This window comes from Virgibacillus salarius, assembly GCF_039521925.1.
In the GTDB taxonomy this organism is placed as follows: domain Bacteria; phylum Bacillota; class Bacilli; order Bacillales; family Amphibacillaceae; genus Virgibacillus; species Virgibacillus salarius.
Genome location: NZ_BAAACY010000138.1, coordinates 1 through 26224, shown reverse-complemented (window position 1 = coordinate 26224; position 26224 = coordinate 1). Strand labels below are relative to the sequence as shown.

Sequence of the window (26224 nt, the reverse complement as noted above, 5' to 3'; positions counted from 1 at the left end):
TTTTGCTAAAAAAGTTAGCTGAAGGACAAACCCCACGGAAAGGGAAGTGGGCAGCCGGAGTGGTGGTCAAACAAGCAGTAGCTATTATTCCATAATAGCTACTAGAGGAAGCGTAAATCGGAGCATGTAGTGATAAGGACTGAGCGAATTTTGCTCAGTTTTTCTAGTATACATGGGGATTAATAAGAAGAAATTGATGAATAGTGTGTGACAAACGTTTATATATTAGTGCCCTTTAGATAAAGTAATAGGATTGGCATAAAATAACTATTGCATGAGTATACACAATATGTTATAAATATACATATTAATTAATAAATATGCATACAGGTGGGAAGCAAAATGAATGATCCATTATTTGAAAATATAACTAAAATTCATGGAGATTTATGTGAGATCAGCCGTTATCTATATGAACATCCTGAATTAGGGGACCGAGAGTATAAATCTATGAAACAATTAACAGATTTATTAGTCAGCCATGATTTTACTATTGAGACGGGTACAGCTGGTAGACCAACCGCTTTTAAAGCTGTATTTAATGGTGAGAAGCCTGGACCTGTTATTGCCTACTTAGCAGAGTATGACGCCTTACCAGAGGTAGGACACGGATGTGGTCATAATTTAATTGGAACAATGAGTGTAGGTGCAGGAATTATTCTTAGCAAGCAGGTAGCTGAAATTGGTGGGAGCGTTGTCGTTCTTGGTACACCAGCTGAAGAAACAAACGGAGCAAAGGTTCCTATGAGTGAGCAAGGTATTTTTAATGAGATCGATGTAGCAATGATGGTCCATCCAGGTGATCAATCGTATGAAAGTGGTGATTCACTGGCAATGGATGCTATTCAGTTTGCTTACTTTGGGAAATCCTCCCATGCTGCTGCTTCTCCTGAAAAAGGAATAAATGCTTTAGACAGTGTGATTCAACTATTCAATGGGATTAATGCATTACGTGAACATTTACCTGACGATGTACGAATTCATGGGATTATTGCTGAGGGAGGTAGTGCAGCAAATGTGGTACCAGATAAGGCTGTCGCTCAGTTCTATATTCGAGCAAAAGAGCGAGCTGTATTAAATGATGTCGTAACAAAAGTTATGAACATTGCTAATGCGGCTGCCATGATGACAGGTGCCACATTAGAATCATCTAATTATGAACTCAGCTACGACAATATGATAACAAACAAGCAATTGTCTAACGTTTTCTCAAAGCATTTACAAGATATATCCGGTGTACCTGTACTTCCAGCGAAGCAGAGTTATGGATCCATTGACATGGGAAATGTTAGTCATGTCGTTCCAGCAATTCATCCTTATATCGGGTTGGATGAGCCTGGCTTAGTTGCACATACGAAGGAATTTGCTGATAAGACAATTACAGCAAAAGGGCAGCAAGTTATTGCGGATGGTGCATTAGCATTGGCTAGGACTGGCTATGAGGTCATTACAGACTCTGTCTTGTTAAAAGCAATACAAACAGAATTTCATAAATAATAACAACAGATAAAGAAAATGGGGCGAAAAACATGAAAAAAACAATAGGTATCATTTTTCTTTCTACAATAATCGTAGGTTTGTTATCAGCTTGTGGTAGTAGTGAAGATTCCACATCGAATAATTCAAAGTCTGCTGATGAGGAGGTATTGAAAATGGCAACCTCAGCTGATTTTCCTCCTTTTGAATCACGAGATCCACAAGGTAATTTTGAAGGATTCGATATTGACTTAGCGCATCTGATTGCTGATGAATTAGGGTATGAATTACAAATCGAAGATATGAAATTTGATGGATTAATTGGTGCATTACAGGCTAATAGAGTAGATATGGTTATGTCAGGGATGAGTGCTACAGAAGAACGTAAAAAAAATGTTGATTTCTCTACAGAATATCATCACTCTGGGGAAAGCTTCTTGACAGGTGCTGAATCCAATATTAAAAGCCTTGATGATTTAAAAGGAAAAACAATTGGTGTGCAGTTAGGTACGATTCAAGAAGAGGGAGCAGAAATCTTAGCAGATAAATACGATTTTGAGGTTAAAAAAGTGGATAATGCTGGTTTACTTGTACAGGAATTGAATTCGAATCGAATTGATGTTGGGTATATGGATAAAACGGTTGCCAAGGGTTATATCAACGAGCAAGGATTAAAAGGGTTTGATGATCCAACGACAAGCTCGCCTGGAATGGGCATTGCTTTCCCGAAAGGAAATGGACTTGTGGATGATGTGAATGACGTATTAAAGAAATTAGAGGAAGATGGAAAAATAAAAGAATTGGAAGAAAAATGGCTGTCAGATATGGAGTAGGCTAACGTCTATTCAATTAACCATAAGTTACAGCAAACGTTTCTATTTTGTACAAGATGCATGTAGGTAGCACGTTAGTAGTATTTGTAATTGGATAAACATCGTGGTTATCTCGATAATCGATTATTAGGATTTGCTGCCAACTACACTCTGTAATAACAACGAGAGAAAAGCGAGGTGATAAGGCATGAATTTGGATTTCAGCCAAATCGTGCCTTATATTCCTTTTATACTAGAAGGAATATGGGCTACATTAAAATTTGTTAGTGTTTCCATTGTGATAGGTTTTATCTTAGGTACAGTATTGTCATTATGTAAAATTACAAACATCCCTGTACTAAAATGGGTAGCGGATGCTTATACATCGATATTCCGCGGAACTCCCCTCATATTACAGCTTATGATTATCTATTATGCTGTACCACAATTAACTGGTTATAATATATCTGCATTTCTATCTGCTGTGTTAGCTTTTGGGCTGAATTCTGCTGCTTATATCTCAGAAATTATTCGTGGTGGTATCCTTGCAATTGATAAAGGACAGACGGAAGCTGCTGAGGCTTTAGGCGTTCCGTATAAGCCAATGATGTTAAATATTATCTTACCACAAGCTTTTAAAAATATACTGCCTGCAATGATGAATGAGTTTATCACGTTAACAAAGGAATCAGCACTTGTTTCTACAATTGGTTACTTAGATATTATGCGAAGAGCACAAATTGCTGGCGCAGATTTATACCGGAATTTTGAAGCATTATTATTTGCTGGACTAATTTATTGGGTAATGGTTTATATACTTACTTTACTAGGTAGATTGATGGAACGGAGGCTTCGTCAAAGTGATTAAAGCAAAGAATCTTACAAAAGTATTTGATAAAAATATAGTCTTAGATCAAATTTCTACAACCATTCATCAAGGAGAAGTTGTAACGATTATTGGTCCATCTGGTTCGGGAAAATCAACATTTTTGCGCTGTCTAAATTTATTGGAAGACTCAACGGAGGGGCAAATATATATAAAAGAAAAAGAGATTACGAAGCTTAAAACAAATAAATTAGAAATTCGTAAAAACATCGGGATGGTTTTTCAACATTTTCATTTATTTCCACATATGACGGTGTTAGATAACGTTAGTTATGCACCGCAAAAGGTGAAGGGTGTAGAAAAACGAGAGGCAGAAGCAGTTGCAAGAAAGTTATTAGCTAAGGTAGGGTTAACAGATAAAGAGAATACCTATCCGAATCGATTATCTGGTGGGCAGAAGCAGCGAGTGGCAATTGCTAGAGCTTTAGCAATGGAGCCAGAAATTATGTTGTTTGATGAACCTACCTCCGCATTAGATCCTGAAATGGTTAAAGAAGTACTAGATGTAATGAAGGATTTAGCAAAGACAGGGATGACGATGGTAATTGTGACACATGAAATGAATTTTGCGAAGGAAGTGGGCGATCGTGTGCTATTTTTAGATAACGGTAAGCTGGTAGAGGAGGCGGTACCGTCCGTTTTCTTTGACAAGCCTACTACAGATCGTGCGAAGGTTTTCCTAGAAAAAGTACTTTAAAAGAAGATATGGACATAAGCGTATGTTAGATAATAAAAGTCGAACAATCATTCGATACGTTTTGGTACCAACCCCGGGGAAGTTAGAGTGAAAAATCTAACTTCTGGGGGTAACCACCAATTCGTTCTTATTCGCCTAGTGAGGTTTCATGTACAATATGCACAGTCTCTGCGGATCTATAAAATATGCTGGGCTAGCTCTGATATTATCAATCCGAAAATGTCATTTAGTCGGATGACGAGGTCGAATTTCCTAATAGAGGGAATCTGGAGCTTGTATCTATTTAAAGTTGTACATAAAAAAAGATGGTTATCCTTGTAAAGCTACCTCAATATCTGTTTTGATCTGTTCTGGTTTTGTTTGTGGAGCATATCGATTAATTACTTCCCCTTGTTTGTTTACTAAGAACTTGGTGAAATTCCATTTGATCTGTTTCGTAAGAAAACCTTTAGCCTCTTCTGTTAAATAGTTAAAAAGGGGATGGGCATTTTCACCTTTAACATCAACCTTACTAAACATTGGAAAGGTAACTCCATAATTAATCTGGCAGAATTCCGAGATTTCTCCTTCTGTTCCTGGATCCTGATTATTAAACTGATTGCAAGGAAATCCAAGTACTTGAAATCCTTGATCCTTGTAAGCATTGTATACGTTTTGTAATCCTTCGAGCTGTGGAGTAAATCCACATTTGCTTGCTGTATTTACAATTAACAATACCTCACCTCGGTAATCGCTTAATGACTTTTCTTTACCACCTATCATTTTAGCTTGAAATTCATAGACACTCATAAAAAAGCCTCCTTTTAAAAAAAGGATAGCAAGTTGATGTGGGCATGTCAAAGCGGGGATTACATAGTTTTCCCCACAAAGAATAGCTTCCTAACACCAAATGTTTCTCTTTAATAGGGGGTGAATCGCTTTTGAAGATAGGAAGATTTTCTTTATTATGGAGAATATCATTATTAAAAAACTTAACAATAAGCACGCCCGATTAGAAAGATAGCGACTGGAGTGAGTCAACGGAGATAAAGGAATCACGGTGAGCTTGTAAACCGATAATGACTTAGATTAGGGCAATTCGTGAAGTCACCTCGTTTCTGGGCGCTGAGTTGGACGTGGCTCAATATGTTCATATTTATCACATAGTCAAATTTTATAATTTCCTAGACTACAAAAAAGCCCCCAATTGTTCATATGACAACAATTAGGGGCTGAATGAAAATGTTAAATTTCTTGCTTTAATGTTTCACCTAGTTTTTGCAAGCGTTCTTCTACCTCTTCTTGTGATAGCTCATGTTCTTTTACATACAAGTTCCGAGGGCTAACACGGCACTCATGCGTACAGCCTCGTAAATATTTGTGCTCATTTTCTTCTGAGCAGAGAATTTGTTTATTACATTCTGGGTTTGCACAGTTTATATATCTTTCGCACGGTTCGCCATCGAAATAATCCACGCCGACTACTACGTGTTCTTTTTGGTTTACTGGTACGGAAATACGTTCATCGAATACATAGCATTTACCATCCCATAATTCACCTTGCACCTCAGGATCCTTACCATACGTAACGATTCCACCGTGTAATTGATTAACATCTTCAAATCCTTCTTCTAACAGCCAACCAGAAAACTTCTCACAGCGGATACCACCGGTACAATAGGTTAGGACCTTTTTATCCTTAAACTGATCCTTGTGTTCACGAATCCACTCTGGTAATTCACGGAAGGTTTTTATATCTGGGCGAACTGCTCCGCGGAAATGTCCTAAATCGTATTCATAATCATTCCGTGCATCTATAACGATTGTGTTTTCATCCTGCATTGCTTCGTAAAATTCTTTCGGAGATAAATGATTACCTGTAGTTTCTAAAGGGTTTATATCATTTTCTAATCGAAATGTCACTAGCTCTTTACGAGGACGAACATGCATTTTTTTGAAGGCGTGATCTGCAGCCTCGTCAATTTTGAATACCATGTCTGCAAAACGAGGGTCCTGATGCATTGCTTCCATGTATGCTTCTGTTTGTTCGATTGTACCTGAAACAGTACCATTGATCCCTTCTTGGGCTACTAAAATTCTACCTTTTAATCCCAATTCCTTACAGAATTTCAGATGTTCCGCAGCATAACCTTCAGGGTCATCAATTTGAACATACTGATAGTACAATAATACTTGATAATTATTGTTTTTCTCCATGTTGTTTACCACCTATCATTTATATTTGCAAGATACAAATGTTTGGTAGTCGATATTCAATTTTTTCTATCTTGCAACAGATATTATACCAATGTTTCATAAGAAATTCAAAATGGGTTTTATTTAGATGCATTTCAGTTTCTTTTTGCTGTTTGAAAAGGGAAGCTCACTAGCACACTTTTGATTAATTTAGATAAATTCTTTAAAAATAGGGTCTGTTTGTAGAATATCAAGAATCTGATTTGTTACAAAAGATGTATTATTCTCCTCATTCCATAAGACGGAGGTAGAGCTGAATAATTCAATATTATTGAGTTTTAATATTTTGATTTTATTATTCTCTAGTAAACTCGTCATATCAGATGGCATTAGGGAAACACCTAAATTATTGGATACAAGATGATAAATAGATAATAATGCTGAACCAGTACATAACTTTTTCGGAGAAAACCCAGCAGTAAGACACGCTTTATCTAGTAGAAATTGTAAAGGATTCGTATGATCATCACTATAATGAATAAATGTTTCGTTTTTTGCGTCTTGGAGGTCTACAGAATCTCTTTGGGCTAATGGGTGATTTTTTGCTACAACTAGTCGTAATGGATATTTTTTAAATTCGAACAGCCTTAAATCGTTGTTTAGGAACTCTTCTTTATAAATAGGAGTTCGAATGAAGGCAAGATGATAGTGCTTTTGTTTCATAAATTCAATAGCCTTCGCTGACGTAGTTTCATGTGTATAAACGTCGATATCTGGAAAATCGGTTAGCATTTTTATTAATAGTTTAGGGATGAAAATACTTGCTGCTGATGGCACAGCAGCAATTTTTATTTTAGCCTTAGGAATCATTTTTTGTGTAGTCATGAAATCTAATGTCATTTCAATATCGTTGAATGATGTAGATAGCTTGTTGAAGATAAAGGCCCCTTCTTCTGTTAGAGCTACTTTTCTAGTGGTACGATTTAATAGCTTAAACCCTAGTTTACGCTCGAGATCAGAAATTTGTTGGCTTAAGCCAGGTTGGGATATGTGTAAAGCCTTGGATGCCTCGCTAAAACTAAGATGCTTTGCAACTTCTATAAAGTATCGTAATGTTTGTAGACTCATGTAAGGGCTCCTCTTATATGCTTATATAAGTACTGTATTAATAACTGTTAATTATAATATTATAAAAATTATATATTTTTATAATTCTATCGTCAATATTATAATGATTGAAACTAGAGGTCTTAAAACAGGCTTTCTAATCAGGTCAAACATAATCGTATTAAGGAGTGCCAACTATGCATAATAAGTGGTCTATTTTTGAATCCTATGTCAATCAGCTCATGTTGGATGAGCATGTGCCGGGTGCAGCTGTCGCTGTCTCGAAAAATGGGGAAACTATATATATGAATGGTTTCGGTTATCGAGATGTGAAAAATAAAAAACCTGTTACTGTAGATACGATTTTTGGTATCGCCTCCATAACGAAATCCTTTACAGCATTAGCAATTATAAAATTGGAGTCGGAAGGAAAGATATCAGTTGATGATCCCGTGATTAAGTATTTACCAGATTTCCAATTGAAAACGGAAGATATGTCTCAAATAAAGATACACCATTTGCTATCCCATACAGTAGGACTTCCGCCAATTGAGCGTTATCAAGAATTAAACCGCTTTCATGAGCATATCTCCTATTTAGCAACTATTCATGATCGTCCTTTAGGTAAACCGGGAGAATATTTGAGTTACTGTAACGATCTATATTTATTGTTAGGTGCCATCATTGAGAAAGTGACTGGAAGACTATTCCGGAAATACATGATCGAAGAAATTATAGCTCCACTAGAAATGCATCGTACTACATATAGTACCGAAGATATTAAAAAGTTCGGGAATGTAACGGTGCAGTATGACTATGATCCTGTTGCGAAATCATTTCAATCCAATCCTTGGGAAAACCTTGGTAATTATGAAACAAGTGGAGGGCTTCGTTCGACGGTCGTGGATTTGATAAAGTATGGAAATGTCTATGTAGATACACTTGCTTCAGAACAATCAACTTGGCAGCATATAAACTATCAAAAGATGTGGAAGCCAGTTTTTTCAATTGGTAAAAATGAATGTTATGGATATGGGGTAAGAACAGAGAAAGATTATTTTGGATATCAGCTAGTAAAGCATGGTGGGAGTTTGCCCGGTGTTTCTTCATATTTTGGTTTTATACCAGAAGAGGAAATAGTAGTAGCAGTTCTGACAAATGTTTCTGGTGGTCCGAAAATAGACATCTGGAAAGCTGCGCTACATACAGCTTTAGGGATACCAATTAAACAGAAGAAGAAGGAAGCGCCTGACTATCATCTTTCACCTAAGGAACTTCAAGCATTGGTAGGTACTTATGCGACGAACAAGAAGGGAAGCCGATTAGAAATTCGAATCATAAATAATGTACTCGTTGCTGAAACCAACGGTCATTCATCTGTTGTTAAGGCTATTGATTATCAGACTCTAGTATTAAAAGACAGTGGAAAAGTAGTGAAGTTTTTTATAGACGACAATGGTGTTGCTTGGGCAGCATTTATCAATTTAAGAATGCTGCCGCGTGTTGAAGGAGCTGCTGTCTAATACTTGGAGGAGCTAGATATGAATGTTATTGATACACATTGTGATGCATTGGTTAAAATGCAGGTTGCTAAACGGGAGAAAGATCAAATACTGAAATATAAGGATTCCAATCAATTAACTACAAATCTATTGGAGTTGCAAAAAGGAAAGGTAGTTGTACAGTTTTTCGCAATATTTATCAAACCTTATGTACCTGCTGAAAAGAAATGGGAATATGCATTAGAACAGATAGAAATCTTCCATTCCGAAATCATTGGTAAGAACCCGACGATGAAACATATTAAACATTGGCAAGATATTGATACGCTTAAGAAAGGGGAAATTGGTGCAATCCTAACATTAGAAGGCGCAGAGCCCTTTGGAAATGAACTAGATAAATTGGAATATCTGTACAGTGCTGGGATTTTATTAATTGGTTTAACATGGAACCATGCCAATCTCTGTGGAGATGGTGCAGGAGTAGCGAATGCAGGTGGTTTAACTCCGTTAGGAAAAGAAGTTATTAAACGAAATAATAAGAATGGTGTTTTTACAGATGTATCTCACGCTTCTGTAAAGGGATTCTGGGATACAATTGAAATCGCTGATTATCTCATTGCCAGCCATTCCAATGTGCGTAGTATTTGTGATCACCCTCGTAATCTATATGATGACCAAATTAAAAGTATGCTAGATTGCCAAGGGCTTATTCATGTAGTATACAATCCCCCCTTCATAAATAAAAAGCGCGTCACAACTATTGCTGATTTAATCAAGCATATTGACCATCTATGCTCACTAGGGGGTGTGAATAATATCGGTTTTGGTTCTGATTTTGATGGAGTTAAAACGTTTGTGAACAAACTTGAAAGAGCATCCCATTACCAGAATTTAATTAATGAATTGTTGAAATTTTATACAGAAGACGAAGTAAAAGGGTTTGCCTATCAAAACTTCCTACGGCATCGACCTTTACGTACAACCAACAACTTATTTGTTTGATGAATAAATTTTAAGTGAGGTGTTAATTTGTTGGAAAAATTATCGGATTATTTAAAAATAAATGGAGCTGAACAACCAAAGAAAGTACCAAATAGTAATAAAATCACTTATGTGCATCGAGGTAATGGCTTGCCGCAACTATATGAATTCGATCTTGTAACGAGAGAAGAAAGGCCGTTCGTGTTGACGGACGGAAGAGTGCTCTCCGTGAATCATTCCAAGAGCGGAATGTATACGGTTCTAAGCATAGATTATAAAGGAAACGAAAAAAAACAATTATTTCTCTATCATCAGCAAACGAAAAAATTAAAGAGACTCGTATACGCTTTAGACCATTTTCATACTTTTGGAGACTTTTCTCCTAATGAAAAGAAAATAATCTATACTTCTTATCAAAAAGAGGAGCAAGGCTACCACGTCCACATTATAGATGTAGAAACAGAGAAAGGAGATCTTCTTTTTCGTTGTGAAGGTGCATGTACCGTCGTTAAATGGATGAAGGATTGCGATCATGTAGTAGTACAACTACAGGAAACGAATATTGATTCCTCTTATTGGATAATTAATTTACAAGACTTATCTAAGGTAAGAATTGGAGTAAAAGATAAATTAGCTCGTTATCAATCCGTAGTATTTTCAAAAAATCAGGAGAAAGGCTTTTTGCTTTCAGATGTTAATAGTGAATATATGCATTTATATCAATTCTCATTATCTCATCCACAAGAGCTCATTCCTGTTATTCAATCCATTCCATGGGATATAGAGGAGATGAAACTTTCAAAGGACGAAACAAAAATAGCTCTCACGGTTAATCAAGGTGGAGTTTCACTCATCTACGTATATGACATTGCCAATAACAGCTTAAAAAAGATGGAAGAATTACCAATTGGTGTAACATCACATATCACATGGCTGGATAACCGTTCCTTCTTTTTTCTGTTAAAAGGACCACAAATGCCTGGGGAAGTACATATCTACGATCTTCTAAAGAGGACATTGACACGATTGACGGATACTGGTTATTCCGATGCATTACAGCTAAGAAAATACAATCCGGAGATGTGCGCATTTAAATCGTTTGATGAGCTGGAAATTCCCTATTTCTATTACGCAAATAGTAAAAATCCAAAAGGTGCCGTTATTTATGTTCATGGTGGGCCAGAAAATCTATCCAGAGTGGACTTTAATCCAATTCTCCAAGGACTCGTTCATATGGGGATTTCCGTATTTGTTCCAAATATACGAGGGAGTAAGGGTTTTGGGAGGAAATATTTATCCTTGGATGATCGAAGAAAGCGTTTAGATGCAGCGAAAGATATTAAGGCTCTTGCTCAGGTTGCTTTTGATAAACACGGTATTCAGAAAGACAAGCTGGGCATCATGGGAAGAAGCTACGGTGGTTTTATCGTCAATACGGTCATTGGACATTATCCGAACTTATGGTCAGCAGCAGTATCCATTGTTGGTATATCACATATTCGTACATTTTTAGAGAAAACCGGTTCTTATAGACGGTTATTAAGAGAGTACGAATATGGGTTTTTATCAGAGGACAAGTCCTTTTTTGATGAAATATCCCCTCTTTGCCATGCGAAGCAGGTGAGTGTGCCTCTTTTGATGTGTCATGGACAAAATGATAGTCGTGTCCCAGTTGAAGAATCGAAGCAATTTAAAGAGAAATTAACGAAATTGGGTAAGGATGTGACACTAATTATCTCTGAAGAGGATGGCCATCAAATGGGGGGACAGACCAGTAGTATGGCTAGTTATCAATCGATGCAATTTAAGGTGGGAGAATTTTTTGATAGATACTTAAACTAATGGGAAGTAATTTTATGTCAATATAGGGAGGAATGTTATGTACATCATTAGACGTGTCCTTACGATGTTATTAACTGTATGGGTAATTGCGACATTGACATTTATTTTGATGAAGCTGATTCCCGGAGATCCTTTTTCTACAGAAGAAGGAGCGCTACCAGAAGAGGCACTTGAAAATCTATATGCGAAGTATGGCCTTGATGACCCTTTACCAATTCAATATCTTACATATATGAAGAATTTATTGACGTTTGACTTAGGAATCTCTATGGAGGGTAGTGGAAGGTCAGTAAATGATATTATTGCTTCTGGTCTGGGGGCTTCAGCGACACTAGGACTACTAACGCTACTTATCGCCTTAGTATTTGGTGTTACGTTAGGAATTATAGCTGCTTTATACCATAATAGTATTTTTGATTATACAGCAATGGTAATAGCAACAGTTGGAATTTCAGTACCTAACTTTATACTTGCACCACTATTAATGAAATTCTTAGCCGTTGATTTACAAGTATTTCCTGTTGCGAATTGGGGAACGTGGCAGCATGCTGTGCTACCATCGATAGCTTTGGCATCTGGGCCATTAGCAATTATAGCCCGTTTTGTCCGCTCGAGTATGCTTGATGTTATAAATCAAGATTATATGAAAACTGCAGATGCAAAGGGGTTACCAACATATCGTATCCTCTTTTTGCATGGTATCCGTAATGCCATATTACCTGTTGTATCTTTTATTGGACCACTATTTGTATCTTTAATTACAGGCACACTAGTGATAGAACGCATATTCTCTGTACCGGGTATTGGACGGTACTTTGTGGATAGTATATTTAACCGAGACTACACGGTAATCATGGGAACTACTATTTTTTATAGCGTTATTCTAGTTGTTGTCTTATTTTTAATTGATGTTTCCTATCGATTTATCGATCCACGGATTACATTGACTAGTAAAGGAGGATCATAGATGAGTAAGGAAGCAAGGGAATTATTATTTGAGCCAGTTAGGCAACAAGATCGATTATCTGAAAAGATCGTTCGACCAAGCTTATCTATTTGGCAAGAAACGGCTATCAATATATTAAAAAATAAACTAGCGTTACTTGGTATAGCATTACTTCTTATCATCACGTTTTTTGCAATCGCAGGGCCGTCTATGGTTCCTTATTCCGCCTCTGAACAGGAGCTTACCAAGAATAATCTTCCTCCATCTAGTGAGCATTGGTTTGGAACAGATGATTTGGGGCGTGACGTATGGGCGCGTACTTGGCAGGGGGCAAGAGTTTCTCTAACCATAGGTTTAGTGGCTGCTTTATTAGATTTAATTATTGGTGTAACCATTGGTGGCGTATCTGGATACATGGCTGGAAAGGGGAAAAAGGGTGACCGAATAGATAGTATATTAATGCGTATCGTTGAGGTGCTATATGGTATTCCATACTTACTCGTTGTTATATTGCTGATGGTAATTATGGAGCCAGGCATGCTAACAATTATTATTGCTTTGTCTGCCACGGGTTGGGTTGGCATGGCTCGAATTGTCCGCGGGCAAATCCTACAATTAAAATCCCAAGACTATGTACTAGCTGCAGAAAAGTTAGGTACGAGTCATGCCAAGATAATTAGAAAACATTTAATTCCGAATACGATGGGGATCATCATTGTTAATCTTACATTTTCAGTTCCATCCGCTATATTTTCTGAATCTTTCCTAAGTTTCCTGGGGCTGGGTGTTCAAGCTCCCTTTGCGAGCTGGGGTACGATGGCTAATGATGCCTTAGGAGTTGTTATTGGTGGACAATGGTGGAGGCTTTTCTTCCCCGCTCTTATGATCTCGTTAACGATGTTTGCATTCAATGCTTTTGGCGATGGATTGCAAGACGCTTTAGATCCAAAGGTACGCAAAAAGGGAGGAAAATAACGGTATGTCTTTATTAGAGGTGAATAATTTAAAGGTTAACTTTAAAACTTATGGTGGCACGGTTGATGCCGTAAGGGGAGTCTCCTTTAATGTTAATCACGGAGAAACAGTAGCTATTGTTGGCGAGAGTGGAAGTGGAAAAAGTGTAACTGTACAAGCAATTATGGGGTTAATAGCTCATCCAGCAGGCAATGTACAAGGAGGAAGTATTCGATTTAAAGGAAAAGAATTATTGAAATTAAATAAAAAACAAATGCGGGAAATAAAGGGAAAGCAGATGAGCATGATTTTTCAAGATTCCATGACATCATTAAACCCAACCATGCAGGTTGGCAAGCAAATTTCGGAAGGATTAATCTATCATCAAAATGTTTCCAAGCGAGAAGCAAAGGTAAGAGCGATTGAAATGCTTAAAGAGGTCGGTATTCCAAATGCTGATAAAAGGTATGAACAATATCCGCATGAGTTCAGTGGAGGAATGCGACAACGTGTAATGATTGCAATCGCGCTCGCTTGTAATCCAGATTTGTTAATAGCAGATGAGCCGACGACGGCATTGGATGTAACAATACAGGCACAAGTTCTCGAATTATTACAAGATATTCAAGAAAAAAAAGATACTTCTATTATCTTAATAACACATGATTTAGGGGTAGTGGCCGAGGGTGCGGATAAGGTGATTGTAATGTATGGTGGGATGATGGTAGAGAAATGCAGTGTCCACGAACTATTTTCCAATCCGAATCACCCTTATACATGGGGCTTATTAGAATCGATTCCAAATGTTTATCATGAAAAAAAAGAAAGACTGAAGCCAATTGAGGGATCTCCACCAGATCTATTTTCACCACCGAAAGGGTGCCCTTTTGCTCCTCGTTGTAAATATGCGATGAATATTTGTATGGAAGAAGTTCCTGATCTTTATGACATTGCCGAAGGTCACTCATCAAGATGCTTTTTAAATGATGAATTGGCTCCGAAGATAGCGGAGTTTTCAGATGCGGAGGAGCTTGTATGAATCAAGGAATTATTCAAACAATCGATATTAAAAAACACTTTGCCATAGGCAGGCAGCAGGTAGTCAAATCAGTTGATGGGATTTCCATAGAGATTTATCAAGGAGAAACATTTGGGTTAGTTGGTGAAAGTGGAAGTGGAAAATCTACATTTGGAAAAACAATTGTTGGTCTGACAAACCCTACTGAGGGAGCTGTCTATTATGAGGGTAGTAATGTAAAGGATCTATCAAAGAAGGAACAGCAACGAGTTAATCGGGAAGTTCAGATTATTTTTCAAGACCCCCAAGCCTCTTTAAATCCACGAATGCAGGTAGGGGATAGCATAGCTGAAGGAATAGATGCACATGGCTTAGCAAAGGGCAAACAAAGAAAGGAGCGAATCTATGATTTATTGGAAAGAGTAGGGATGAATCCTGATGTTGTAAAGCGCTATCCCCATGAATTTAGTGGAGGACAAAGGCAGCGTATTGGAATTGCTCGAACACTGGCGGTTAAGCCTAAATTTATTGTTGCAGATGAACCAATATCTGCATTAGATGTTTCCATTCAAGCACAGGTTCTAAATTTGCTTAATGATTTAAAAGATTCTGAAGATCTAACCTACTTATTTATTGCCCATGATTTAAGTATGGTTAAGCACATCAGTGACCGAATAGGTGTTATGTATCTAGGGAGTATGATGGAATTAACAAATAGTCAGAAACTATTTAACGAACCCAAGCATCCCTATACTCAGGCACTTTTATCAGCTGTTCCTGTGCCAGACCCAACAATTTCAAGAAGAGATAGGATCGTGTTACAGGGAGATCCACCAAGTCCAGTGAACCCGCCAAATGGATGTAAATTTCGCACAAGATGCCCACATGCAATGGAAATTTGTTCTTTAAAAGCCCCGGAATGGAAGGAAATACAGTCTGACCACTGGACAGCCTGTCATCTATATTCATAGTATATTGAAGGAGAAAGAATATGATCAACTATTGAAAGAAGTACGAGTAGAACAAAATGCTGATAAACGCTTTAAGCTATTACATCAAGCAGAAGCAATATTAATGGAGGATTTACCTTTTATGCCATATTATTTCCTCTCATCAAATTATTTACATCACCAGAAATAGAGGGAATTGTTTACTATAATCATAAATCACCAGTCTTTAAATGGGCTAAAAAAAATTAATAAATGAAAGTGTCGAGGAAGCATATTAAATATGATGGAGGGGGCAGGAAAATGAAAAACAAGTTGATTGTTATTCTATTTATATGCGTAGCTATGATTATGGCAGCTTGCTCAGAAGGAGAGAATAAATCAGGAGCCGAAGGATCAGTAAAGCAAGAGCTTGTATTAAATGCTGGTTCTGAACCAGCTAGTCTTGATCCGGCACTGAATACATCCGTTACTTCTGGATGGATTTTAGATCATATGTATGAAGGTTTATATACGCGCGATCAAGATGGAAATATCACGCTCGGAGTTGCTGAGGATGTAGAGGTGTCAGAAGATGGCACTGTATATACATTTAAGATTAAAGAAGATGCAAAATGGTCCGATGGATCGGATTTAACGGCTGAAGATTTTAAGTATTCTTGGGAAAGGGTATTAAATCCAAATACAGGAGCACGATTTGCGTACTATTTATTTGTCATAAAGAATGCTGAAGCATATAACAAAGGGGAAGTAAGTGTAGATGATGTAGGAATAAAAGTAATTAATGATAAAACGTTGGAGGTAACTCTTGAGTCTCCTACTGCGTTTTTAGATAGTCTGATGACCATTTGGACTTTTTATCCTGTAAAAAAAGATATTGTTGAAGGGAATGAAAATTGGACGTTAGATGCTAAAAATTTCGTAACAAATGGTGCTTTCTATATGACGGAATGGGAGCATGACAACAAAATTATCTTATCTAAAAATGATGACTATTATAGTCAAGATGACATCACTTTAAAACAAATTACATTTGAAATGGTCGACGATGCAACAACCGCGTATCAATTATATCAAACTGGCGATCTAGATTTTATCAGTTCCATACCTACAGATCAATTATCTGCTGTTAAGGATAGTGATGAATATATTGAATTTCCATATTATTCTACAGCGATGTTCATATTTAATGTAAATAAAGAACCATTTATGAATCGAAAGGTAAGACAGGCGTTTGCCATGGCAGTTGATCGAAAGTCTCTAGTTGAAAATGTTGGACAAACTGGAGAAACACCAGCTTTTGCTATGGTTCCACCTGGGGCTGACACACCTGATGGGGATTTTCGTGAGCTTGGTGGAGATTATTTTAAAGAAGATTATGATCAAGCAAAAAGATTAATAGAGGAAGCAATGGAGGAAGAAGGCTGGTCTGAATTTCCTGAGGTGACATTAATGTTTAGTACCTCAGATAATAATAAGAGGTATGCGGAAGCAGTACAGGAAATGCTCAAGCAGAACCTAAATATAGATCTTAAGTTAGCCAATCAAGAATGGAATACGTATTTAGATACGTTAGGGCGTGGCGATTATCAAATGGGGAGAATGTCTTGGACGGGTCTCTATATTGATCCAGCAGTGAATCTAGAATACTATCTAGGTACTAGTACGAATAACCGGACGGGTTGGGTCAATGATCAATATGATCAGTTATTAAAGGATGCTCAAGTAGAACAGGATATTATGAAGCGCTTTGAACTATTGCATGAAGCTGAGGAAACATTAATGACCGATTTACCTTTTATGCCTTTATACTTCCTAACCAAAAACTATTTAACATCAACAGGCGTCAAGAATGTTGCATACTATGAAAATCGGAGCCCTGTATTTAAATGGGCTAAAAAAACGGAATAAAAGATTGATACAATGTGTGGAGCCAATGACATCCAGTTATAAGTTGATTGGCTCCTAAGGTGGTGTAAGCTTGCTGAAGCATGTTTTCTTTATATTAGCGTGGTTTTTCATTATCATCGTATTAAAGGATATTCTATTTATTACGGACATTGCTTTTTTAGTCGGTCTTATTTCTTTACTAATAGTTGCTATCATTCATTTAACAAACAGTGAATTGTTTTATTTGTTTTTTAAAGGTTTTCGAATTATCTGGGAATGGGTAACTCCAGAAAATAGAGGGATGAAAAGAACGGAAGAGATGGTTAAACAAGATTATTCGTTGCAACGATTTAAAAAGAGCTTTCACCAAACGGTTCAAAAATTATTAATATGGACAGGTGTCTATTCGATAGCTATTTCTATCTTTCTTTCTATTCTCCAAGCTTATAACTAGTAAGCGGAGAGCCTAAGAAAACAGTATTGTTAACTGCTGTTTTTTGTAGTTGACAATACTGTTTTTATTGCATACAATTTCACTTATATATAAGAAGATTACAATCTAGGCTATTCAATGCAAAGGGCGGGTATTTATGCATCAGCAAAGCAGAAGGCTCCGAATCATTTTAAATTGTGCTATATTTGCTGCGTTAACAGCTATATTGGCTCAAGTGGAAATTCCATTACCACTCATTCCTATTAGTGGTCAAACGTTGGCAGTCGGTATTACAGCTACTATTCTTGGCAGTCGACAAGGTGCACTAGCAATGATTTGCTATGCGTTACTAGGGGCCTGTGGCCTACCGGTATTTGCAGGCTTTACTCAAGGAATACAGGTTTTGGCAGGTCCAACGGGAGGCTATATTTTTGGATTTATTCTCGCTGCCTATATTACAGGGTGGGTATTAGAAAAAACTAAGTTTAATTTAGCTTATGCCGTCCTTGCAAATACAATAGGTATGCTGATCACATTAATCTGTGGTACGATACAAATCAAGTATTTACTAGCTTTTGATTGGACTACTGCGTTTTTAACTGGAGCACTTCCTTTTATTGTAGTAGGCATGATTAAAGCATTATTAGCTAGTTGGATTGGAATTATAGTAAGGAGACGTTTGATACAAGCAAAGCTTATCTTAGCAAATAAGCAAAGTGCCGCATAAGACATAAACTTTTATCCCACATATAACTGGTTAGTGATCGTTATTTGTGTATAGAAAGAGAAAAATAAATGAAGGAAGAGGACACTGATGAAAGTGAATGATGACGCGCTCTTTACAATATGAGATAAAATGATGAAACAGCGATGTACCAATTCTTGATGGGATTATAGTACAGTTTTATTTGGAATTATTCCATTTCTAATATATTTTTTTAAAAGATACGAATGAACCTATCCTTTAGTGGAACCTTTTATTATAGAGGCTACTACTAAGGGATTTTTTTAGGTATATAGCATTCTATGCGCCTGCATATAACTGGCAGTACTCCCCTCACTTCAAGCAATAAAGAGAAATCAATATGGATAAGTGAGGGAACAACTGCCAGTAAATGTCCGATTGGTTCGGGCCTACATGGAAGTAGGTCACAAAGGCGTTGCCACAGGACGTGGCGAATGAAGCCTTTGTACGTATTTGTTTCAGTAAAAACCGGATGGAAGTTTCACTTTATCCCGCACATAACTGGCAGTACCCCCCTCACTTCAAGCAATAAAGAGAAACCAATATGGATAAGTGAGGGAACAACTGCCAGTAAATGTCCGATTGGTTCACCTAACCACCCGTGGGATAAAACAACCCCCACGGATGGAAGCTTCACTTTATATAATTTGATGCATTTCCCTTGCACAAAATACATTAGGGGGGTATAGTATATGTGTAAGGTGAATGTGAAACTACATGTAAGGGGATGAAATAGATGGCAAATCAAAAGCATGAGCATCCAGTAACACCTAGAACAAAAGATGAGAAGTCAGCTGTTACCAATAGGCTCAAACGAATCGAGGGTCAAGTAAGAGGGATACAGAAAATGGTTGAGGAGGATCGGTACTGTATTGACATTTTAGTACAAATAAGTGCTATTAATGCAGCACTAAAAAAAGTTGGATTTTCAATTGCTGAACGACATACTAAGCATTGTGTTACCGATGCGGTTAAATCTGGGGAGGGCAATGAAGCAATTGAAGAGCTAATGGAGGTTTTAAAGCAATTCTCGAAGTGATGGAGGCGTATCCAATGCATGAAAAAGATCATATAACCATTGGGGTAACAGGAATGACCTGTGCAGCCTGTTCTTCAAGGATTGAAAAAGTGTTAAATAAAATAGATGGAGTCGAAGCACAGGTTAATTTGACTACAGAAAAAGCAAATGTGGACTTTGACCCAGAGACCGTAAGCATAGAAGATGTTACAGGGAAAATAGAGAAGCTAGGTTATGGTGTTGAGACAGAAAAATCGGAGCTGGATGTTTTAGGAATGACCTGTGCTGCATGCTCAACAAGAATTGAAAAAGCTTTAAGTAAAAAACAGGGAGTTAGGAGTGCATCCGTTAACCTAGCCAATGAGACAGCTACGATTGAATATAACCCGCTAATAGTTGAAGAACAGGATTTTATAGATGCTGTACAAAAACTTGGCTATAAAGCAAATCCTAAAGCTGGAAACGATATACAACAATCAAAAAAAGAAAAACAGCTCATGAAAATGAGATGGAAATTGATGGTTTCAGCTACATTATCCATTCCACTGTTAATTACCATGCTTGATCATTTATTCGGTTTACAGTTGCCAGCTATCTTTATGAATCCGTGGTTTCAATTTGCCTTAGCAACACCTGTTCAGTTTATAATTGGTTGGCAGTTTTATGCTGGAGCATATAAAAATCTTCGTAATAGATCTGCAAATATGGATGTACTTGTCGCTTTAGGCACAAGCGCTGCATATTTTTATAGTCTTTATGAGGTAATGAAAGCAATGGTCGATCAAAATTATATGCCTCATCTTTATTTTGAAACGAGTGCGATCTTAATTACGTTAATCTTGTTTGGGAAATATTTAGAAACAAAGGCCAAAAGTAGAACAACAATGGCAATTTCTAAATTATTAAATCTTCAAGCAAAACAAGCAAGAGTGGTTAGAAATGGCACTGAAATGATGGTACCGATAGAGGAAGTAATTCAAGGGGATCGATTAATCGTTAAACCAGGTGAAAAAATACCCGTAGACGGTGTTATTATGCGTGGAAGAACATCTGTGGATGAATCGATGCTTACCGGAGAATCACTTCCAGTTGAAAAAGATCGTGACTCAACAGTGATTGGTGCAACCATAAATAAAAATGGCACATTTGAAATGAAGGCAACAAATGTAGGGAAAGAGACTGCACTAGCTTCTATTATTAGGGCTGTAGAGGATGCACAAGGGTCTAAAGCACCGATTCAACGATTAGCTGATATCATCTCAGGTTACTTTGTGCCAATTGTTGTTGGAATTGCCTTGCTTACCTTTTTAGCCTGGATCTTGTTTGTTGTACCTGGTGAACTGGAGCCAGCGTTAGTTGCTGCTATTGCAGTACTTGTTATCGCTTGTCCATGTGCACTGGGTTTAGCTACACCTACGTCCATTATGGTAGGCACAGGAAAAGCAGCGGAACATGGGATATTGTTTAAGGGTGGGGAACACCTTGAGCGAACGCATAAGCTAGATACAATTATTTTTGATAAAACCGGAACGATTACTAAAGGGAAACCAGAAGTAACAGATTTTACTAGCGATGAGCGTGTATTACAATTGGTTGCAAGTGCAGAAAAAGGTTCAGAGCATCCCTTGGCAGAAGCTATTGTAGCTTATGCAACGGAAAAAGGATTAGATATGCTGGATGTAGAAAGCTTCAATGCTATACCCGGTCGAGGTATAGCTGCACAGATAGATGGTAATCAGGTACTTGTTGGTACCAGACTATTAATGAAGGAGAATGATATTAACTATTCAACTGATGTCGAAATGCAGCTTCACACATTTGAAGAGCATGGAAAAACAGCAATGTTGATTGCCGTAGATAAGGAGTATCAAGGCATTATCTCCGTTGCCGATACGATAAAGGATACTGCATTACAGGCAATCAAACAGTTAAAAGATCAAGGGTTGGAAGTCGTTATGTTGACAGGAGATAATGAAAGAACGGCTAAGGCAATTGCAGATCAAGCTGGAATTGACCAAGTAATTGCTGAAGTCCTACCTAAAGAAAAAGCAGCTAAGGTGAAGATGATCCAAGAGGATAAAAGAAAAGTTGCAATGGTAGGAGATGGTATTAACGATGCGCCTGCACTTGCTATTGCAGATATAGGAATTGCGATTGGAACAGGCACCGAGGTGGCCATTGAGGCAGCAGATGTAACGATTTTGGGCGGAGAACTGCTTCTCATTCCAAAAGCAATTAAAATTAGCCAAGCGACGATTAAGAATATCAGGCAAAACCTGTTCTGGGCTTTTGCCTATAATAGTGCTGGAATTCCGATAGCAGCAATGGGATTATTAGCACCCTGGATTGCTGGAGCTGCTATGGCATTTAGTTCTGTAAGTGTCGTTTCTAATTCACTTCGTTTAAAACGAGTTAAGTTATAAAGTAAGAATAGTAGGTATCCAAGATAAAGTAATACTTCAATCAGTTGGGGTTTTACTACGGATAAATAATAGTTATCTAAACAATGAAAGGAGATTTATTTATAATGCAAACAACAATCGACGTAAAAGGAATGAGCTGTGGTCATTGCGAGCAGTCTGTAAAAGGTGCACTAGAAAATTTAACGGGTGTTACAACGGTAGAGGTGCATCTAAATACTGGGAAAGTCGATATAACCTATGATGACACAAAGGTTTCTATAGCTGATATGCAAGAGGTAATTGAAGAACAAGGCTACGATGTTATCGTATAGTGCAATTATGTTAGGTGAAATTGACTAGTGACCTGGCTAATTATCATGCTTCTGACACAATTTGGATATGAAATAGCCTAATTGTGAAAAAAATGTTGCAAATATCAAGGTATCCACTTGCATTTTAACTCATAACAAGGTAAAGTTAAAGGTGCAAAAGGAAATTGAAGTTTGAATAATACTTTACGATCTCTTTATCAAAGTAGGTGTAAAAGTATTTATGATTCAATTACTTTGCACGATATTTGTATAAGGAGGTCATTTTAATGACTGGTAAAGTAAAATGGTTCAACGCTGAAAAAGGCTTCGGTTTCATCGAGCGTGAAGATGGCGACGATGTATTCGTTCATTTCTCTGCTATCCAAGCAGAAGGTTTCAAAACACTTGAAGAAGGTCAAGACGTTGAATTTGAAATCGTAGAAGGTAACCGCGGACCACAAGCAGCTAACGTTACTCGTCTATAATAGATGAAATAAAGGGTTTATCTCATTCCGTGAGGTAAACCCTTTTTTATAGGCTAGAAAATTATAAAATTTGACCTGTGGATAAATTTGGGCGTGTTGAGCCGCGTCCAGTTCCAGCGCCCAGAAACGAGGCGACTTCACGAATCGCCCTACGTTTCTAATCGGGCGCTTGCGCTTTTATGCTACAAATATCTATAATTGGATCAAAAGGAGAGAGCGGATGAAACGCTTTGATTGGAGTAAGGAAGCGGCAGTTCTGTGGGATGATCAGGCAGATTTTTGGAATAAGCGTAGCAAGAATATGTGGGAATCAGGCAGTCGTCATCAAATCGTACCTTTTATCAAAAAGCACAGTAAACCAAATTGCCAACAACTATTAGATATTGGTTGCGGTGATGGATATGGGGCATATAAGCTTTACAAAGAAGGGTACCGAGTTACAGGAATGGATTTATCCAAAAAAATGATCGACTATGCTCAATCACAGCTTCCCGATGAAATTACATTCATTCATGGAGACATAAATCAATTGCCATTTGATGATTCCGCTATGGATGGTATTATGGCAATCAATGTATTAGAGTGGACAGAAAATCCAGACAAGGCATTAGACGAATTAAAACGTGTTGTGCGGGAGGATGGATTCCTATGTGTTGGGATTTTAGGACCTACAGCAGGTCCCAGATTAAATAGCTTTCCGCGATTACATAATCAAAAATCCATTTGTAATACGATGATGCCTTGGGAGTTTCAGAAACTTTGTGAAGAGAAAGGCTTGCAATATATGGATGGATATGGAGTCTATAAACAAGGGGTAAACAAAGCCCATTATAATGACTTACCACTTGAGTTAAAACAGGCATTGTCATTTTCCTGGATATTTTTAATGAGAAATGTTGGTGAATAATGGAGCATAGAGATAAAGAAAATAAAGTTGTCAAACGATATCAGCAAGATGAACAGATGATGATACTTATTTATGCACAATGGTGTGTCAATCATAATCTAAGCCCAACCGCATTGTATAGGCAGGCATATCCTGATCAATGGGAGAATGAAGCATTAGCAGATGCTCTTTCATTAACTGTACCGAAAGAAGATGAACAGGAGATCTCCACAGACACAGTACTTCAAGTTCTGCAGTTATTTGGCAATGATGACCTTGGCTTTATCGTTCAATAGGAGGCAAATAAATTAAAAAACGATAGATCATAAAATTATGATTAAAAAGGATAATGAAAATTTCTGAAAAACATATCTCCTCCATTAAAGTAATTTGCAAGAAGAGGTGGAGGAAAGCGCGTTTTAATCCAAGTAGAAAATCGAACAAGAAATGATGGTTCATGTAACGAAGCTGTTCAGGAAATTTATGCTGCTTTCTTTAGGAGGCTGGTAAGCCTCCTAAAGTTGACCGTACTCTGAGACTTCATCGAAGCCTTCCCTCCCTTAGAAGAAGGAAGGCTTCGCCAGCAATACAGCGCACGCAGAAAAGCGCTCATCTTTTTCAAAGAGTCTACGGATATTTCAGGAGCCATTTCAGTATCCTATCCTTACTATTCGGTTGCTTATTCAAATAGTTTAATTAGTGCCTGTGTTCCACTATCGGCTTCACCTTTTTCCTCTATCTCCTCGTATAGTTGGAGTGATAGCTTCAACCCATGCGTTTTAAGTCCAATTTCTTCTGCGGTTTCTAAGGCAATCTTCATGTCTTTAATAAAATGTTTTACAAAGAATCCAGGAGAATAATCCTCTTTTATCATACGTGGTGCTAGGTTAGACAAAGACCAGCTACCGGCTGCACCAGTAGTTATACTAGTAAGAACCCTCATTGGATCAAGACCAGCTTTTTTTGTGTATGCGACTGCTTCACATACGCCAATCATATTTGAAGCTATTGTGATTTGATTGGCAAGCTTGGTATGTTGTCCAGCACCAGCTTTTCCTTGGAGAACTATATTTTCGCCCATAACCTGGAAAAGTTCAAATACTTTATCAAATGCCTCTGTTTCACCGCCAATCATAATAGCAAGCTTCCCATTTTTTGCTCCAATATCACCGCCTGAAACAGGAGCATCTAATGCATGGCAGTCTTTTTCCCTAGCTTCTTCGGCTATTTTTACTGCTAAAGAAGGCTTTGAAGTTGTCATGTCAATCAAGTAAGTGCCTTTTGATATATAATTTAAAATGCCTTCTTTTCCAAAGTAAATAGCCTCAACATCTTTAGGATACCCTACCATCGTAATAATGATGTCGGATGATTGAGCTAGTAATGCGGGTGAATCTTGCCAAGTTGCACCAGCTTTTAGTAATTGCTCAGCCTTCGATTTGGTTCTGGTATAGATGGAAAGATTATATCCCGCTTGAATTAGATTAAGCGCCATGCTTTTTCCCATTACACCAATACCAATAAACCCAATATTCATATCTTTTGTATTCAAATTGACTTCTCCCTTCATCTTTTTCTTTATTCATCTCATTCGACAGCAACCATTCAATATCCTCTTTTAAAATACCCCATATAAAATGGAATTACGAAGTGATTTTCTAACTGACTAAACTGTAAAAACACATTTCTGCATGAAGTATCACTCTATTTTGTGTAAAATAATATCAACCAAATGTCTGCATGATGAGGAGGAACTAGTATGTATTGGCTAAAGCGTACGTTCCATGAACTAACTAACGACGAGCTTTATCAAATCTTGAAAGCGAGAACGGATATATTTGTTGTAGAGCAAGCTTGTGCTTATCCAGAGTTGGATAATTATGATCAACACTGCGTTCATTATTGCTTAAAAACAGACGAAGGAAAGGTTATTGCTTATGCTCGGGTTTTGCCAGCGGGAAGTAAATATGCTGAGACATCCATTGGGCGGGTTCTGGTCGTTGAAGCATATCGTGGAAAAGGATATGGTAATAAGCTAATGGAGTATATAATTGGAGCTTTAGAAGAAGAAAAAACGAAAATAATTAAAATTCAAGCTCAGCTTTATTTACAAGCATTTTATGAATCATTTGAGTTTAAACAAATATCGTCACCATATCTTGAGGATGGAATTTGGCATATTGATATGATATGGGCAAACGATTATTAAGATCGGTACATAAGCTTTTCAAAGCTCCAGAAAATAGATTTTAGTTAAAAATGTCACGTGAAAGTCACGAAATTTTTTTAAAAGCTATTTTTTAGAGCGAATCATCAAATTTTCCTTTGATTTTGTCAGAGGAATTTTCTTTCATCTTTTTAGTAACATGTGTATTCTTTTTTCACCAAATGAGTAATCAGATAAATAATGCAAAAGCGAATGTAAAACCCATGAACATGGGAAGTTGGCCATTTTCATCCCTTTTTCTCGATATAAAGACAGATCCTATAATTGGATGAATTTCAGATAATAGAAATTCCAAGGTTTAAGTAGAGGCTGGGGCAAAAACACAACTTCTTTACTTAAAATACGAATAATTATATTATCAATAGGAGTATCATCGCCGTACCGTGAAAATATACGCGCTTTCCACGGGAACGGCCCATAGCCGTCAAGTTAAGCAGGATATTTTAAAAACCAAAAAGTTATTCGTTATTCTGACATTATAAAT

25 protein-coding genes are annotated in these 26224 nt (G+C 37.3%); 21 read left to right on the top strand and 4 right to left on the bottom strand.

Going from position 1 to position 26224, the window contains the following annotated elements; translation table 11 throughout:
* The first annotated feature begins 342 nt into the window (after positions 1–342).
* From ABDZ84_RS17035 to ABDZ84_RS17020, 4 genes are all read left to right on the top strand, one after another.
* Positions 343–1497, top strand: coding sequence for a M20 family metallopeptidase (locus tag ABDZ84_RS17035; RefSeq protein WP_343782361.1), 1155 nt, complete (start codon positions 343–345; stop codon positions 1495–1497).
* Positions 1498–1529: 32 nt separating this feature from the next.
* Positions 1530–2309 carry a transporter substrate-binding domain-containing protein gene (locus tag ABDZ84_RS17030; protein ID WP_166530672.1) on the top strand — a complete coding sequence of 260 codons (780 nt, stop codon included), beginning with the start codon at positions 1530–1532 and terminating at the stop codon, positions 2307–2309.
* 187 nt (positions 2310–2496) lie between these two features.
* Positions 2497–3156: an amino acid ABC transporter permease gene (locus tag ABDZ84_RS17025; RefSeq protein WP_205389542.1), complete on the top strand. Its 660-nt coding sequence runs from the start codon at positions 2497–2499 to the stop codon at positions 3154–3156.
* Complete coding sequence (locus ABDZ84_RS17020) at positions 3149–3871, top strand: amino acid ABC transporter ATP-binding protein (protein ID WP_205389543.1); 723 nt, start codon at positions 3149–3151, stop codon at positions 3869–3871. Before ABDZ84_RS17025 ends, ABDZ84_RS17020 begins: the two co-directional genes overlap by 8 nt.
* Before the next feature lie 309 nt (positions 3872–4180).
* Here the strand turns inward: ABDZ84_RS17020 and ABDZ84_RS17015 are convergent, their stop codons facing one another.
* The 3 genes from ABDZ84_RS17015 to ABDZ84_RS17005 all read right to left on the bottom strand — a co-directional run bounded on the left by ABDZ84_RS17015 (position 4181) and on the right by ABDZ84_RS17005 (position 7174).
* A complete protein-coding gene (locus ABDZ84_RS17015) occupies positions 4181–4660 on the bottom strand; it encodes a glutathione peroxidase (protein WP_026682730.1) in 480 nt (159 codons plus the stop codon).
* 435 nt (positions 4661–5095) lie between these two features.
* Positions 5096–6067 carry an oxygen-dependent tRNA uridine(34) hydroxylase TrhO gene (gene trhO / locus ABDZ84_RS17010; RefSeq protein WP_026682729.1) on the bottom strand — a complete coding sequence of 324 codons (972 nt, stop codon included), beginning with the start codon at positions 6065–6067 and terminating at the stop codon, positions 5096–5098.
* A 189-nt stretch (positions 6068–6256) separates the two neighbouring features.
* The gene (locus ABDZ84_RS17005) at positions 6257–7174 is read right to left on the bottom strand and encodes a LysR family transcriptional regulator (RefSeq protein WP_051388442.1); all 918 of its coding nucleotides are present in this window, start codon (positions 7172–7174) and stop codon (positions 6257–6259) included.
* A gap of 176 nt (positions 7175–7350) precedes the next feature.
* Between ABDZ84_RS17005 and ABDZ84_RS17000 the strand changes: the two genes are divergently transcribed.
* From ABDZ84_RS17000 to ABDZ84_RS16925, 16 genes are all read left to right on the top strand, one after another.
* Complete coding sequence (locus ABDZ84_RS17000) at positions 7351–8676, top strand: serine hydrolase domain-containing protein (protein WP_343782356.1); 1326 nt, start codon at positions 7351–7353, stop codon at positions 8674–8676.
* Between the two features lie 18 nt (positions 8677–8694).
* Positions 8695–9657 (top strand): dipeptidase, encoded by a 963-nt coding sequence (locus ABDZ84_RS16995; RefSeq protein ID WP_321134163.1) that lies wholly within the window; start codon positions 8695–8697, stop codon positions 9655–9657.
* Between the two features lie 30 nt (positions 9658–9687).
* Positions 9688–11478 (top strand): S9 family peptidase, encoded by a 1791-nt coding sequence (locus ABDZ84_RS16990; RefSeq protein WP_343782354.1) that lies wholly within the window; start codon positions 9688–9690, stop codon positions 11476–11478.
* Positions 11479–11515: 37 nt separating this feature from the next.
* On the top strand, positions 11516–12445 hold the full coding sequence (locus ABDZ84_RS16985) for an ABC transporter permease (protein WP_026682725.1): 930 nt from the start codon (positions 11516–11518) through the stop codon (positions 12443–12445).
* A complete protein-coding gene (locus ABDZ84_RS16980; protein ID WP_321134169.1) occupies positions 12446–13399 on the top strand; it encodes an ABC transporter permease in 954 nt (317 codons plus the stop codon).
* A 4-nt stretch (positions 13400–13403) separates the two neighbouring features.
* On the top strand, positions 13404–14417 hold the full coding sequence (locus tag ABDZ84_RS16975; protein ID WP_026682723.1) for an ABC transporter ATP-binding protein: 1014 nt from the start codon (positions 13404–13406) through the stop codon (positions 14415–14417).
* Positions 14414–15367 (top strand): ABC transporter ATP-binding protein, encoded by a 954-nt coding sequence (locus ABDZ84_RS16970; RefSeq protein ID WP_343782349.1) that lies wholly within the window; start codon positions 14414–14416, stop codon positions 15365–15367. Before ABDZ84_RS16975 ends, ABDZ84_RS16970 begins: the two co-directional genes overlap by 4 nt.
* 279 nt (positions 15368–15646) lie before the next feature.
* Complete coding sequence (locus ABDZ84_RS16965) at positions 15647–17254, top strand: peptide ABC transporter substrate-binding protein (protein ID WP_026682721.1); 1608 nt, start codon at positions 15647–15649, stop codon at positions 17252–17254.
* A 70-nt stretch (positions 17255–17324) separates the two neighbouring features.
* Positions 17325–17687, top strand: a complete 363-nt coding sequence (locus tag ABDZ84_RS16960) for a DUF3899 domain-containing protein (RefSeq protein ID WP_026682720.1) — start codon at positions 17325–17327, stop codon at positions 17685–17687.
* A gap of 136 nt (positions 17688–17823) precedes the next feature.
* Positions 17824–18393 carry a biotin transporter BioY gene (locus ABDZ84_RS16955; RefSeq protein ID WP_026682719.1) on the top strand — a complete coding sequence of 190 codons (570 nt, stop codon included), beginning with the start codon at positions 17824–17826 and terminating at the stop codon, positions 18391–18393.
* A 754-nt stretch (positions 18394–19147) separates the two neighbouring features.
* The gene (locus ABDZ84_RS16950; protein WP_026682718.1) at positions 19148–19450 is read left to right on the top strand and encodes a metal-sensing transcriptional repressor; all 303 of its coding nucleotides are present in this window, start codon (positions 19148–19150) and stop codon (positions 19448–19450) included.
* 14 nt (positions 19451–19464) lie between these two features.
* Positions 19465–21852: a heavy metal translocating P-type ATPase gene (locus ABDZ84_RS16945; protein ID WP_026682717.1), complete on the top strand. Its 2388-nt coding sequence runs from the start codon at positions 19465–19467 to the stop codon at positions 21850–21852.
* Positions 21853–21956: 104 nt separating this feature from the next.
* The gene (gene copZ / locus ABDZ84_RS16940; RefSeq protein ID WP_026682716.1) at positions 21957–22163 is read left to right on the top strand and encodes a copper chaperone CopZ; all 207 of its coding nucleotides are present in this window, start codon (positions 21957–21959) and stop codon (positions 22161–22163) included.
* Positions 22164–22429: 266 nt separating this feature from the next.
* Positions 22430–22627: a cold shock domain-containing protein gene (locus tag ABDZ84_RS16935; protein ID WP_021288643.1), complete on the top strand. Its 198-nt coding sequence runs from the start codon at positions 22430–22432 to the stop codon at positions 22625–22627.
* Between the two features lie 220 nt (positions 22628–22847).
* A complete protein-coding gene (locus tag ABDZ84_RS16930; protein ID WP_026682715.1) occupies positions 22848–23534 on the top strand; it encodes a class I SAM-dependent methyltransferase in 687 nt (228 codons plus the stop codon).
* A complete protein-coding gene (locus ABDZ84_RS16925; RefSeq protein ID WP_026682714.1) occupies positions 23534–23809 on the top strand; it encodes a hypothetical protein in 276 nt (91 codons plus the stop codon). Before ABDZ84_RS16930 ends, ABDZ84_RS16925 begins: the two co-directional genes overlap by 1 nt.
* A gap of 383 nt (positions 23810–24192) precedes the next feature.
* On the opposite strand, the gene ABDZ84_RS16920 is transcribed toward ABDZ84_RS16925, so the two are convergent.
* Entirely contained in the window at positions 24193–25065 is an 873-nt protein-coding gene (locus ABDZ84_RS16920; protein WP_026682713.1) for an NAD(P)-dependent oxidoreductase, read from the bottom strand.
* A gap of 207 nt (positions 25066–25272) precedes the next feature.
* Here ABDZ84_RS16920 and ABDZ84_RS16915 point away from each other — a divergent pair, with 207 nt between their 5' ends.
* Complete coding sequence (locus ABDZ84_RS16915; protein WP_166530661.1) at positions 25273–25722, top strand: GNAT family N-acetyltransferase; 450 nt, start codon at positions 25273–25275, stop codon at positions 25720–25722.
* Positions 25723–26224 lie beyond the last annotated feature (502 nt).